A 12,320-nucleotide genomic window follows, 5' to 3' on the forward strand; every position below is an offset into this window, starting at 1 on the left:
AGCTTGAGTGTGGTCCCGTCCATGGCAAGAAGTTGCAGGCCCTTGAACTGATACCGCTGCTCATCCTGCTGGTGCCAGCGCCGGGCCGAGGCGGCGAACAACCAGGCCAGCGGCTCCTCGCCAAGCCGCTGCCGCGCCTGGGTTGCGGCGCTATCGGTCACACAGCGGTCCTCCAGGTCCGGTAAAGCCAAGTCCAGTTCCGCCAACACTTGACGTACTGACCGGTGTCGGTACAAGGCCAGCGCAATCACCAGCCATACTACCTGCTGCGCGGGCAAACGCCGCTGGCGGATGCTGGCCTTGCCAGAATAGTTCAGTGCCGCCTCGATCCACTCGGCGGGAAGATGCTCGCCCAGCCGCCTCCAGTCAGGGGCTGCCAAGTCGACAGTAACAAGTGGTAGGGATTCAGATAACATGAAGGCCGCAGGTTAACAGCCCGCGGCCTCGTTTACAAGCGATCGTTGCTGAACTTGCCGCTTAACTTAACGGTATTAGGCTCTGACCCCGGTTCTCAGAGGTAGTGTGTAGCGAAGCCGAGGCGCAGGGCCCGCATCACTCCGGTTTCGGCTGCTTGAAGAACTCGATGACGTCCGCCTCCACTCGCGTGCGGCGGAACGGCGGCAGGCTCTGCCAGATGCGGCGGCCGTAGGGCTTGCTGATCACGCGCGGGTCGCACAGCATCAGCACGCCGCGGTCGTCGACGTCGCGGATCAGGCGGCCGGCACCCTGCTTGAGGTTGATGATAGCTTCCGGCAAGGTGTGGTGCACGAAGCCGTTCATGCCCTTCTTTTCCATCACTTCGATGCGGGCGGCCAGCACCGGATCGTCGGGCGGGGCGAACGGCAGCTTGTCGATGATGACCAGCGACAGCGCCTCGCCGCGCACGTCCACGCCTTCCCAGAAACTCTGGCTGCCCACGAGCACGGCATTGCCCGCGTTGCGGAACGAATCCAGCAGTTCCGTGCGGCCCCGTTCGCCCTGCACGAACAGGGGGAAATCCAGGCCGCGCGCGGCGAAATCGGCGCGCAGGCGCTCGGCGACGCGGTTGACGGCGCGCAGCGTCGTGCACAGGAAGAAGCAGCGGCCGCCGGCGGCCTCGATCACGGGCAGCGCCACGTCGACGACGGCGTCCGTGTAGCCGAACGTGTTCGGTTCCGGCAGCCCGGTCGGCACGTACAGGATGCCCTGCTCCTGGTAGTTGAACGGGCTGGGCCAGCTCTGCGCCGGCTCGCCCGTCATGCCGAGCTGGGCCGAGAAATGCTTGAAGTCGTTTTTGACCGCCAGGGTCGCCGAGGTAAAAATCCAGCTGCGCGGCGTACTGGCGCGCTGGCCGGCGAAGATCGGCGCGATCGACAGCGGCGTCTTGTGCAATTGCAGCGCCGACGAGAACGCCTCGACCCACAGCACGGCCTCGTCGCCCTCCACTTCCTTGCCCTTCTTCGGATCGGATTTCCACGCCTTGTACTGCTCGAGGATCTCGACGGCGCGCACGCGGCACTGCTCGATCGTCTCGGCGCGCTCGGCCTGGGCTTCGAGCACGTCGATCAGGCCTTCCAGTTCTTCCTTCAGCTTGTCGAGTGCCGGGAAGAATTCCGAGCTGGGCGGAATCTGCGGCAGCGACAGGCGCGTGCTGCCCTCGGGGAACGTGAGGCGCAGGTCGCGCGCGGCCTTTTCGACGACGGTCACGACCTTGGCCCAGTCGACGCCGCCGCGCGCGTGCGCGAGGCCTTCGGCCAGCACGTCGCGACACAGTTCGAGCACCTGGCCCGTGGAGATGGTCGTGCCGAAGAACAGGGTCGCGACTTCGGGCAGCTGGTGCGCCTCGTCGAAGATGATCGTGTTGGCCGAGGGCAGCAGCTCCGCCATGCCGCCTTCCTTCAGCGCCACGTCGGCGAAGAACAGGTGGTGGTTGACGACGACGACGTCGGCCTGCTGCGCTTCGCGGCGCGCCTTCATCACGAAGCAGTCCTGGTAGTACTGGCACTCCTGGCCCACGCAGTTCTCGCGCGTGGACGTGACGAGGTTCCACACGGACGCCGTTTCCGGGACCTTGGTCAGCTCGGCCTTGTCGCCCGACTGGCTCATCTTGATGAAGCGCGAGATTTCGCGCAGGTGGCCGACGTCGTCGCGCGACGTCAGGCGCCCGTTCGAGAGCGTGCGTTCCAGGTGGTAGTGGCAGATGTAGTTCGAGCGGCCTTTCAGCAGCGCCACCGAGACGGGGGCGCGCAGCGCGGCGCGCACGGTCGGGATATCGCGCGAAAACAACTGGTCCTGCAGGTTCTTGGTGCCGGTCGAGACGATCGTCTTGCCGCCCCACAGCAGCGCCGGGACGAGGTAGGCGAACGTCTTGCCCGTGCCCGTGCCGGCCTCGGCGATCAGCGTGCCCTGCGCACCGATCGCGTGCGCGATCGCCTTCGCCATCTCGGTCTGCGACTGGCGCGGCCTGAACGTGCCGACGGCGGGCGCGAGCGGGCCACCCGCACCGAAGATGCGGTCGACTTCGGCGTCGTACTTACCGGTGGGTTCGTGGGGCGCCGGCGCAGCGTCGTGGTCGGGGCCGGCGTCAGCGCCAGGCAGGGGAAGGTGGTCGGTCAAGGTGGACGGCTTTAAACGGAACACTTACGCCGGAATCAGGCAGGAACATCGGGCACCAACTGCATTTTCAGCAGTGTGATGTGGTCCTTCAACTGCAGCTTGCGCTTCTTCAGACGACGCAACTGCAACTGATCGGAGTGGCCGTCGCGGGTCAGCATTTCTATGACCGCGTCGAGGTCGCGATGTTCCACGTCGAGTTCGATGATACGGCGGTGGATCTCCTGGACGTCGATCATGTTAGGCATTTCCGAACTTTAAGCGTAAAGGGGTGGGAAGGCGCATGCCCGCTGGCTCGGGGCGGCGCTATTCATCGTTACGGCTTGCAACTCCAGTGCAAACCGGTGCATAGTTTAAACTACACCGCCGTTGCCGCCAACAAAGTCCGGCATCACGGCATCGGAAAGCCACGTTTATGACCTCATACAAGTTAGAAGCGGGAACCGCGCAGCACATCGGTAATCGCCCGCAGCAGAACGACCGGGTCGCGCTCATGACCGGCGCCCGCGCGCCCGGCTACGTGCTGGCCGTGCTGTCCGACGGCGTCGCCGGCGCCGCCGGCGCGGACCAGGTCATGCACACCGCCAAGCAGGTGTTCGACGAATTCAAGCCCGGCGACCGGCCCACCGTGGAGCGCCTGCAGCAACTGCTGCGCGACATCGTGCAGGAAACCCACCTCGTCATCAACATGAACGCGGTCACGACCCAGGTCCAGGCCCCCGCCAGCTTCGTCGGCCTCGTGCTCACGCCGCACGGCGACGCCGTCTGGACGCATGTGGGCGATTCACGCCTGTATTACTTTCACGAAGGCAAGTGCTTGGTACGTACGAACGATGCGGCCTACATCGAGCACCTCGTGTCGACCGACCGCGTCCCGCCCGAGGCGGCGAAGAACCACCGCAAGTCCAAGCTGCTGCTGAATTTGCTGGGCAATAATCGCAAGGAGCCGTTCATGGCGTTCGGCGAACGCAGCGGCCTGGCGGCGGGCGATACCTTCCTGCTGTGCTCGGATGGCCTGTGGCATTTCTTCACCGATGCCGAATTGGGCGGCGCGCTGGCCAAGGCCAGTCCGCGCCAGGCCTCCGAGATGCTGATCAACAAGGCGGGCGAGCGGTCCCACGGCAAGGGCGGGAACTGCAGCATGGCAATCGTCAAGCTCGTCAAGCCGGTGCTGGATCGGGCCTGATCAGCGGAGCGGCCTCCGCCCACGCGTGGCGCCAGCCAGCCGCGTACGTCACGCGTGGCGCCAACGAACCGCGTACGTCACGCGTGGGCACGTTTCATTTGAGGCCCCCGGCCTCAAATGCCCACCCTACTTCGCCTCCTGCGCCTCTTTCGCGGCCTTCGCGGCCCGCTCCGCCTTGCGCTCGGCGACCTTGCGCTGGCGTTCCGCCGATTCGGCCTTGCGCGCTTCGAATTCGCGCACGTTCTGCGCCCGCTTGCCGGCATCGGCCGCTTCGGCCTGGCGCGCGGCGCGCAGGTGGGCGTCACGCTCGGCCACGCGGCCCGGCACCGTCGGCTTGCGCGGCGGCGGCACGGGCGCCGCTGCCGGCGTGGGCGTCGCGGGTTCGGCGGCCAGGCGCGCTTCCTGTTCCTGGAAGCGGCGCTCCGCTTCGGCCAGGTTGCGGTCGCGCTCGACGACGACGGCCTCGCGCTTGAAGCGGTCGGCCTGCACTTCGATCGCGCGCTGGGCCGCGAGGGCGCTGCGACGGCGTTCCTTGGCCTCGTCGAGGCAGCTGTTCACGAAAAACTTGTCGTAGCAGACGCGTTCGCGCTCGGCGAAACGGGCCTCGATCCCGGCGCGCTCGCGCGCCACCGCGGCCAGTTGCTGGTCGGCCTGGGCAACGGAGGTCACGGGCGGCGGCGGCACCTCGCGCGGCACCACGTCCGGGCTCGCGCAGGCCGCCAGCAGCGCCGCGGACAGCACGGCGGCGAGCGCGCGCGGGCCGCGGGGGTCTGTTACGAAATCAGCTTTCATTCGTTTCCTTTGATCGTGTCAGGCCAGCGCATCCGCCGCGCCACGGCGCTCGGCCAGCATGTATTCGCGCGACTGCATCTCAATGATACGCGACACGGTGCGGTGGAACTCGTTCGACATCGCGCCCTCCGTGTACAGCTGCTCCGGCTCGACCTCGGCCGACATGATCAGCTTGATCTTGTGGTCGTAGAACACGTCGATCAGCCACGTGAAGCGGCGCGCCTCGGACGACATCGCGGCCGACATGCGCGGCACGCCGGACAGGATCACGGTGTGGAACTGGCTCGCCAATTCGAGGTAGTCGTTCTGCGAGCGCGGGCCGCCGCACAGGGTCGCGAAGTCGAACCAGATGACGCCGCCGGCACGCCGCAGCGCCCGTATTTCGCGCTGCTCGATGTGCACGCGCGGATCTTCGTCGGCGGTGTCGGCGACCTTCGCATAGGTCTCGCGGAGGTGCCGGTCGGCGGTCGCCCCCAGCGGCGTGTAATAGGCCTGCACCTGTTCCAGCGCGCGGTGGCGGTAGTCGATGCCGGCGTCGACGTTCAGCACGTCCAGCTGTTGCTTGAGCAGCGCGATCGTCGGCAGCATGCGGTCGCGGTGCAGGCCGTCCGGGTACAGCTTGTCCGGGTCGTAGTTCGACGTCATCACGAACGACACGCCGTGGGAGAACAGCGCGGACAGCAGGTTGTACATGATCATCGCGTCGGCGACGTCGCTGACGTGGAATTCGTCGAAGCAGATCAGGCGGTATTTCTTGGCGATGCGGCGCGCGACCTCGAGCAGCGGGTCTTCCATGCCCCTGAGCTCATCGAGCTGGCGGTGCACGGCGCGCATGAATTCGTGGAAGTGCACGCGCGTCTTGCGCACGACCGGCACGACCGAGTAGAAGCTGTCCATGAGGAAGGACTTGCCGCGCCCCACCCCGCCCCACATGTAGACGCCTTGCGGCACGTCCGGGCGGTTGATCAGGCGCTTGAACGCGGACGAGCGCTGCGACTTGTACCCGACCCAGTCGTCGTAGGCTTCCTGCAGGCGGTCGACGGCGCGCTGCTGCGCGGGATCGGACTTGAATCCGCGCTCGGTCAGCGCGTGCTGGTAATACTCTTGGACGTTCATGGAAAGCTTCGTTTGACATGGACCCGAACCGGCCCGTAAAAACGTAGGGTGGGCACCCCGTGCCCACACGGACGCCGGCAATGTGCATGCGTCACGCGTGGGCACAGGGGTGCCCACCCTACGGGCCGAGCCGGCTTTTAGAAGTTCAGCGAACGCTTGTCGACGGCGAGCGCGGCTTCCTTGGTCGCTTCGGACAGCGACGGGTGGGCGTGGCAGATGCGGGCGATGTCTTCCGACGATGCGCGGAATTCCATCGCGACGACGGCTTCCGAGATCAGCTCCGACGCGACCGGGCCCACGATGTGGACGCCCAGGATTTCGTCGGTCGTCGCGTCGGCCAGGAATTTCACCATGCCCGACGTGTCGCCCAGCGCGCGCGCGCGGCCGTTGGCCATGAACGGGAACGTGCCGGCCTTATAGGCGACGCCTTCCTTCTTGAGCTGCTGCTCGGTCTTGCCGACCCACGCGATTTCCGGCGAGGTGTAGATGACCCACGGGATCGTGTTGAAGTTGACGTGGCCATGCTGGCCGGCGATGCGCTCGGCGACCGCGACGCCCTCTTCTTCCGCCTTGTGCGCCAGCATCGGGCCGCGCACGACGTCGCCCACGGCCCAGATGCCCGGGACGTTGGTGCGGCATTCGTCGTCGACGGCCACGAAGCCGCGCTCGTCCAGCTGCACGCCGACGGTCTCGATGCCGAGGCCGTTGGTGTTCGGCACGCGGCCGATCGAGACGATCAGGCGGTCGAACGTTTCGCTCTTCGCCGCGCCCGCCGCATCGGCGTATTCCACGGTGACGTTGTTGGCGCCCTTGGTGACGCTGTTGATCTTCACGCCCAGCTGGATGTCCAGGCCCTGCTTGGTGAACAGCTTGTGCGCTTCCTTGGCGATCTGCTCGTCGACCGCGCCCAGGAACGTCGGCAGGCCTTCCAGCACGGTGACCTTGGCACCGAGGCGGCGCCACACTGAGCCCATCTCCAAGCCGATGACGCCGGCGCCGATCACGCCCAGCTTGGCCGGGACGGCATCGACGGTCAGCGCGCCGGTGTTCGACAGGATGATTTTCTCGTCGAAGGCCGCGCCCGGCAGTTCGCGGGCGTTGGAGCCGGTGGCGATGATCACGTTCTTCGCGCTGAGCGAATCGGTGGTCGTGCCCGACACGTTGACGGCGTACCCTTCGCCAGCCTTGCCGGCGAGCGTGCCGCGGCCGTGGAAGAAGGTGACCTTGTTCTTCTTGAACAGGTAGACGATGCCGTCGTTGTTGGCCTTGACGACGCCATCCTTGCGCTTGAGCATCTGGCCCAGGTTCAGCGAGAGGCCGGCGACGTCGATGCCGTGCTCGGCGAACGCGTGACCGGCGTGCTCGAAGTGTTCCGACGATTGCAGCAGCGCCTTCGACGGGATGCAGCCGACGTTGGTGCAGGTGCCGCCCAGTGCCGGGCCGCCCTTGGCGTTCTGCCATTCGTCGATGCAGGCGGTCTTGAAGCCCAGCTGCGCAGCGCGGATGGCGGCAATGTAGCCGCCGGGGCCGCCGCCGATCACGACGACGTCGAATTGTTTTTCAGTGCTCATCTAACGTTTTCCTTTTTGTTCCCGAGGTGCCGGACAACACCGGTTGCCAGGCACTCGACCTCCGTCGTCCCCGCGCAGGCGGGGACCCAATGTATGCCGAACGAAGCCGCAACTGTTTGCGGTTCCGATCACTGAACCTGGGTTCCCGCCTGCGCGGGAACGACGGTGATTTGGGTTTCGTATTCGTTCTTCGCCCGAAAGATCACTCTTCCGGCACAAAAATCCACAACAACAGGTAAATCACGAACCCGAAGCCGAACGTGATGGTGAACAGCGTGAACACGAGCCGCCACACCCAGGCGTCGACGCCCGACACGCGGGCGAGGCCGCCGCAGACACCACCCAGCCAGCGGTCGGTGCGCGAGCGGCGCAAGGTGTTCAGCTCGGACGCGAACGTGCCGTCGGCACCCGCGGTCTTGTTCAGGTTCACCGTGGACGAAGACGACAACACCTTCGCCTTCGCCTGTTCGAATTCGGCGTCGCTGAGGGCGCCGGCCTGGTGCAACTCGTGCAGACGCTTGATTTCGTCGGAGATCATGATCGTTCCCTTCCATCAGACTACGCACGAGCGCGCCGGGCGGCGCGCCCATCCCTCAGCAAATTCGCGTGATTAAAGGTCGAGCAGCAGGCGGGCCGGATCTTCCAGCGCATCCTTCATCGCGACCAGGCCCAGGACGGCTTCGCGGCCGTCGATGATGCGGTGGTCGTACGACATGGCCAGGTAGTTCATCGGACGGATGACGATCTGGCCGTTCTCGACGACGGCGCGGTCCTTGGTCGCGTGCACGCCCAGGATCGCCGACTGCGGCGGGTTGATGATCGGGGTCGACAGCATCGAGCCGAACACGCCGCCGTTCGAGATCGAGAACGTACCGCCCGTCAGGTCTTCCAGCGTCAGCTTGCCGTCCTTGGCTTTCTGGCCGAATTCGCCGATCTTCTTCTCGATGTCGGCGATCGACATCTGGTCGGCGTTGCGCAAGATCGGCACGACGAGGCCGCGCGGCGAACCGACGGCGATGCCGATGTCGAAGTAGCCGTGGTAGATGATGTCGTTACCGTCGACCGACGCGTTCAGGATCGGGTACTTCTTCAGCGCGGCGACGGCGGCCTTGACGAAGAACGACATGAAGCCCAGCTTGACGCCGTGTTCCTTCTCGAACTTGTCCTTGTACTTGTTGCGCATCTCCATGACCGGCGCCATGTTGACTTCGTTGAACGTCGTCAGGATGGCGTTGGTCGACTGCGATTGCAGCAGGCGCTCGGCGATACGGGCGCGCAGGCGGCTCATCGGCACGCGCTCTTCCGGGCGGTCGCCCAGGTTGACGCTCGGCGCCGCGACTTGCGGCAGGGCTGCCTTCGGTGCTTGCGCTGCCAGCGGTGCCGGCGCTGCGACAGCGGGTTTGTTCGCCACGGCGGCCAGGGCGTCGCCCTTGGTCACGCGGCCGTCACGGCCGGTGCCGGTGGCGTCGGCGGCGGTCAGGTTGTTGTCGGCCAGGATCTTGGCGGCGGCCGGCATGGCGACGTCGCCCTTCGAGCCCGTGGCTGCTGCTGCGGCCGGTGCCGCCGGCGCTGCTTCCGCGGCCGGTGCCGGGGCTGCGCTCACCTGGCCGGTGCTGGCGCCTGCCGAGGCTTCGGTATCGATGATGGCGATGACCTCACCCGCGACGACGGTGCTGCCGTCGTTCTTGATGATTTGCACGATCACGCCGGCAGCCGGTGCCGGCAGTTCCAGGACCACCTTGTCGGTCTCGATGTCGATCAGGTTCTCGTCGCGCGAGACGGCTTCGCCGACTTTCTTGTGCCACGACAGCAGGGTCGCCTCGGCGACCGATTCCGACAATTGGGGGACCTTGACTTCGATTTGTGCCATTTAAAAAACTCCGTTTTTGTATTCTGTGCAAAGACCCCGCGCCGCGGGCGCGGGGTCGTCTGAGCGCTGCTTACTTGGCGAGGCGCCGCACGTGCGAGCGTGTGGCGCCTCTCGTCCTCACCCCGTGAGCACGAGTCCTCACTTGGTGAGGACGAACCCTTTCAACTTCGAGAACGCGGTGTCCAGCAGTTCCTTCTGCTGCGCCACGTGCTTGTCGGTGTAGCCGACAGCCGGGGACGCGGAAGCCGGACGGCCGGCGTACGCCAGGCGCTGGCCGGTTTCCATGCTTTCGAACACGTTGTGCTGGATCTGGAACCACGGACCCTGGTTCTGCGGCTCGTCCTGTGCCCACACCACTTCGGTGACGTTCGGGAATTTCTTCAGCTCGGCGCTGAACGCCTTGTGCGGGAACGGGTACAGCTGCTCGATGCGGACGATGGCGGTGTCCGCCGTGCCGCGGGTCTTGCGTGCATTGACCAGGTCATAGTACACCTTGCCCGAGCACGCGATCACGCGCTTGACCTTGTTGGCGTCGATCTTGTCGTCCTGTTCGCCGATGACGGTCTGGAAGCCGCCCTTGGCCAGGTCGGTCAGCGGCGAGCCGGCGTCCTTGTTACGCAGCAGCGACTTCGGCGTGAAGATGACGAGCGGCTTGCGGAACTGGCGCACCATCTGGCGGCGCAGCAGGTGGAAGATCTGCGCGGCCGAGGTCGGCTGCACGACTTGCATGTTGTGGTCGGCGGACAGCTGCAGGAAGCGCTCGATGCGGGCCGACGAGTGCTCCGGACCCTGGCCTTCATAGCCGTGCGGCAGCATCATGACGAGGCCCGAGGCGCGGCCCCACTTCACTTCGCCCGAGGCGATGAACTGGTCGATGACGACCTGCGCACCGTTCACGAAGTCGCCGAACTGGCCTTCCCAGATCGTCAGCGTGTTCGGCTCGGCGGTCGAGTAGCCGTATTCGAAGCCCAGCACCGCTTCTTCCGACAGCACGGAGTCGATGACGGTGAAGTTGGCCTGGTTTTCCGACACGTTGGCCAGCGGCAGGTAGATGCCCTGGTCCCAGCGCTCGCGGTTCTGGTCGTGCAGCACGGCGTGGCGGTGCACGAAGGTGCCGCGGCCGGCATCCTGGCCCGACAGGCGCACGGCATAGCCCGAGGCCAGCAGCGACGCGTAGGCCAGGTGTTCGCCCATGCCCCAGTCCAGGTTCACTTCGCCCTTGCCCATGTTGGCGCGGTCGCCCAGGACTTTCTCGACGAGCGAGTGCAGCTTGAAGTTTTCCGGCACGGTCGTGATGCGCTGGGCCAGGCGTTTCAGCTCGGTCAGCGGCACGGCGGTGTCGGCGGCGTCCGTCCACTTCTTGTTCAGGAACGGCGCCCAGTCGACGGCGTACTTGTTCTTGAAGTCGGTCAGGACCGGATCGACGGTGTGCTTGCCCGCGTCCATCGCGTTGCGGTAGTCGGCGACCAGCTGGTCACCGGCCTCCAGAGCGATGGTGCTCTGGGCGGCCAGCTTGTCCGCGTACATCTTGCGGGTGCCCGGGTGCTTGGCGATCTTCTTGTACATCAGCGGCTGGGTCAGGGCCGGGGTGTCCTGCTCGTTGTGGCCCAGCTTGCGGTAGCAGATGATGTCGACGACGACGTCCTTGTGGAACTCGGTGCGGTAGTCCATCGCGATCTGCGAGGCCAGCACGACGGCTTCCGGATCGTCCGCGTTCACGTGCAGGACCGGCGCCTCGATCATCTTGACGACGTCGGTGCAGTACAGCGTCGAGCGCGCGTCGCGCGGGTCGGACGTGGTGAAGCCGATCTGGTTGTTGATGACGAGGTGGACCGTGCCGCCCGTGCCGTAGCCGCGGGTCTGCGCCAGGTTCAGCGTCTCCATGACGACGCCCTGGCCGGCGAAGGCCGCGTCGCCGTGCACGAGGATCGGCAGCACTTCCTTGCCCAGGCGGTCGCCGCGGCGCTCCATGCGCGCCTTGACCGAACCCTCGACGACCGGGTTGACGATTTCCAGGTGCGACGGGTTGAACGCCAGCGACAGGTGGACCGGGCCGCCCGGGGTCGAGATGTCGCTCGAGAAGCCCTGGTGGTATTTCACGTCGCCCGACGGCAGGTCGTCGGCGTGCTTGCCTTCGAATTCCTCGAACAGCTCGGACGGGGCCTTGCCCAGCGTGTTGACCAGGACGTTCAGGCGGCCGCGGTGGGCCATGCCGATGACGATTTCCTGCACGCCGTGCTCGCCGGCGCGGCGGATCACCTCGTCCATCGAGGCGATGAACGATTCGCCGCCTTCCAGCGAGAAGCGCTTGGCGCCGACGTACTTGGTGTGGAGGTAGCGCTCCAGGCCTTCGGCCGCGGTGAGGCGCTCGAGGATGTGCTTTTTCTTTTCAGCGGTGAAGGTCGGGGTCGAACGGATCGACTCGAGCTTCTCCTGCAGCCAGCGCTTCTCGGTCGGATCGCTGACGTACATGAATTCTGCACCGATGGAACGGCAGTAGGTGTCGCGCAACATGTTCAGCAGGTCGCGCAGCGAGGCGGTTTCCTGGCCGAAGTAGGTGTTGCTGATGTTGAACTTGGTGTCCAGGTCGGCTTCGGTGAAACCGTAGAACGCCGGTTCCAGTTCCGGGATCGGCGGACGTTCCTGGCGCTGCAGCGGGTCCAGGTTGGCCCAGCGCGAACCGAGGTAGCGGTAGGCGGCGATCAGCTGGGTCACGGCGACGCGCTTGCGGCCGAGCTCGGCGTCAGGCGAGGCGGTCACGGTGCGGATCGGGCCCTGCTTGGCGCGTTCGGCGAACGAAGCGATCACGGACGAGTGATCCACGTCCGGCTTGGCGGTACCGTCGACGGCGGGCATATGCTGCATCGCGTCGAAATAAGCGCGCCAATTGTCGGGCACGGAGCCCGGATTGTTCAGGTACGCTTCGTACAACTCTTCCACGTACGGCGCGTTACCGCCGAACAGATACGAGTTGGCGTTATATTGTTGCATCATTCTTGCTCACCTTTCTTCGCGCTTCGCGATTTTAGGGCGGGTTAATCTAACCTTCCGCGACACGGCCTGACCGGTTAGCGGATCGCACTTACTACATCAAGTTGTGGGGGAAGGACTCTTCAGGCAAATCAAAAACTGGCCGAGCTGCCCATTTTGCGCACAGTATTGTAACGCAAGGACAGCCCTGCCGCCGACCTCG

10 protein-coding genes are annotated in these 12,320 nt (G+C 65.6%); 1 reads left to right on the top strand and 9 read right to left on the bottom strand.

Annotated features, from left to right (window positions below):
* The 3 genes from U9J41_RS27950 to U9J41_RS27960 form a co-directional block, all read right to left on the bottom strand.
* Positions 1–416, bottom strand: a 416-nt coding sequence (locus tag U9J41_RS27950; RefSeq protein WP_322404742.1) for a transposase domain-containing protein, incomplete at its 3' end; no start/stop codon positions are given.
* 136 nt (positions 417–552) lie between these two features.
* On the bottom strand, positions 553–2,595 hold the full coding sequence (gene yoaA, locus U9J41_RS27955) for a DNA repair helicase YoaA (RefSeq protein WP_425261247.1): 2,043 nt from the start codon (positions 2,593–2,595) through the stop codon (positions 553–555).
* 35 nt (positions 2,596–2,630) lie between these two features.
* On the bottom strand, positions 2,631–2,831 hold the full coding sequence (locus U9J41_RS27960; protein WP_056442276.1) for a YdcH family protein: 201 nt from the start codon (positions 2,829–2,831) through the stop codon (positions 2,631–2,633).
* Positions 2,832–3,007: 176 nt separating this feature from the next.
* Here U9J41_RS27960 and U9J41_RS27965 point away from each other — a divergent pair, with 176 nt between their 5' ends.
* The gene (locus U9J41_RS27965; RefSeq protein ID WP_322405449.1) at positions 3,008–3,778 is read left to right on the top strand and encodes a PP2C family protein-serine/threonine phosphatase; all 771 of its coding nucleotides are present in this window, start codon (positions 3,008–3,010) and stop codon (positions 3,776–3,778) included.
* Between the two features lie 126 nt (positions 3,779–3,904).
* Here the strand turns inward: U9J41_RS27965 and U9J41_RS27970 are convergent, their stop codons facing one another.
* From U9J41_RS27970 to U9J41_RS27995, 6 genes are all read right to left on the bottom strand, one after another.
* Complete coding sequence (locus tag U9J41_RS27970; RefSeq protein ID WP_322405450.1) at positions 3,905–4,570, bottom strand: hypothetical protein; 666 nt, start codon at positions 4,568–4,570, stop codon at positions 3,905–3,907.
* 18 nt (positions 4,571–4,588) lie between these two features.
* On the bottom strand, positions 4,589–5,686 hold the full coding sequence (zapE, locus tag U9J41_RS27975) for a cell division protein ZapE (RefSeq protein ID WP_322405451.1): 1,098 nt from the start codon (positions 5,684–5,686) through the stop codon (positions 4,589–4,591).
* 137 nt (positions 5,687–5,823) lie between these two features.
* Positions 5,824–7,257, bottom strand: coding sequence for a dihydrolipoyl dehydrogenase (lpdA, locus tag U9J41_RS27980; protein ID WP_322405452.1), 1,434 nt, complete (start codon positions 7,255–7,257; stop codon positions 5,824–5,826).
* Between the two features lie 202 nt (positions 7,258–7,459).
* On the bottom strand, positions 7,460–7,798 hold the full coding sequence (locus U9J41_RS27985) for a PspC domain-containing protein (protein ID WP_322405480.1): 339 nt from the start codon (positions 7,796–7,798) through the stop codon (positions 7,460–7,462).
* Positions 7,799–7,867: 69 nt separating this feature from the next.
* Positions 7,868–9,127, bottom strand: coding sequence for a 2-oxoglutarate dehydrogenase complex dihydrolipoyllysine-residue succinyltransferase (gene odhB / locus U9J41_RS27990; RefSeq protein WP_322405453.1), 1,260 nt, complete (start codon positions 9,125–9,127; stop codon positions 7,868–7,870).
* Positions 9,128–9,265: 138 nt separating this feature from the next.
* The gene (locus U9J41_RS27995) at positions 9,266–12,121 is read right to left on the bottom strand and encodes a 2-oxoglutarate dehydrogenase E1 component (RefSeq protein ID WP_322405454.1); all 2,856 of its coding nucleotides are present in this window, start codon (positions 12,119–12,121) and stop codon (positions 9,266–9,268) included.
* Positions 12,122–12,320 lie beyond the last annotated feature (199 nt).

It is taken from the genome of Massilia luteola (assembly GCF_034420155.1).
GTDB lineage: Bacteria > Pseudomonadota > Gammaproteobacteria > Burkholderiales > Burkholderiaceae_D > Telluria > Telluria luteola.

What these genes read in the sequence shown, in the direction of transcription:
- U9J41_RS27960 (WP_056442276.1), bottom strand. Translation starts at nt 2,831, where the DNA reads ATGATCGACGTCCAGGAGATCCACCGCCGTATCATCGAACTCGACGTG.
- U9J41_RS27965 (WP_322405449.1), top strand. Translation starts at nt 3,008, where the DNA reads ATGACCTCATACAAGTTAGAAGCGGGAACCGCGCAGCACATCGGTAAT.
- U9J41_RS27970 (WP_322405450.1), bottom strand. Translation starts at nt 4,570, where the DNA reads ATGAAAGCTGATTTCGTAACAGACCCCCGCGGCCCGCGCGCGCTCGCC.
- zapE (WP_322405451.1), bottom strand. Translation starts at nt 5,686, where the DNA reads ATGAACGTCCAAGAGTATTACCAGCACGCGCTGACCGAGCGCGGATTC.
- lpdA (WP_322405452.1), bottom strand. Translation starts at nt 7,257, where the DNA reads ATGAGCACTGAAAAACAATTCGACGTCGTCGTGATCGGCGGCGGCCCC.
- odhB (WP_322405453.1), bottom strand. Translation starts at nt 9,127, where the DNA reads ATGGCACAAATCGAAGTCAAGGTCCCCCAATTGTCGGAATCGGTCGCC.
- U9J41_RS27995 (WP_322405454.1), bottom strand. Translation starts at nt 12,121, where the DNA reads ATGATGCAACAATATAACGCCAACTCGTATCTGTTCGGCGGTAACGCG.